Source organism: Halobacillus litoralis (assembly GCF_009856445.1).
Classification (GTDB): Bacteria; Bacillota; Bacilli; order Bacillales; family Halobacillaceae; genus Halobacillus; species Halobacillus litoralis.
Genome location: NZ_WMFA01000050.1, coordinates 1 through 505, shown reverse-complemented (window position 1 = coordinate 505; position 505 = coordinate 1). Strand labels below are relative to the sequence as shown.

Here is a 505-nt window from a genome sequence, read left to right as displayed (position 1 = left end):
AGGTTATAGCGCGGGCATCCCTCGAAAGGAGTTTCGTCCGGGTTGTAAATATCGCAGATGAATCGGGCCACTTTCCCCTTTTCAGACGTCCAAGGGAAAACGACAAACGTATCCAGATCTGGAACCAGATACATATCCGATTCCTCGATACGCACGAACCCTTCAATGGAGGATCCGTCAAACATCATTTTTCCGTCCAGTGCCTTGTCGAGCTGGCTTAGTGGAATCTCCACATTTTTGATTGTGCCGAGCATATCCGTAAACTGCAGACGGATGAACTTGACATTTTCCTCGTCGATTTTCTTAAATATTTCTTCTCTTGTTAAACCCATAGAAATACCCCTCTCCAACAAAAATTCATTAATGGAAGAACCTTGACATTTCTCCCTGCCTGATGGCTAGTTTCCCTTGTCTTCCCGCGGTGAATAGTTCCTGCTGCAGCATACGGCGGAGCTGTTTATCTGTTAATTCATTGTGAACTTCCTTCACACGATCTCCATCCTGT

1 protein-coding gene is annotated in these 505 nt (G+C 45.5%); it reads right to left on the bottom strand.

Going from position 1 to position 505, the window contains the following annotated elements:
* The coding region (locus GLW00_RS20420; RefSeq protein WP_202412594.1) for a glutamine synthetase beta-grasp domain-containing protein at positions 1–332 on the bottom strand (332 nt) is incomplete at its 3' end.
* Positions 333–505: the final 173 nt, after the last annotated feature.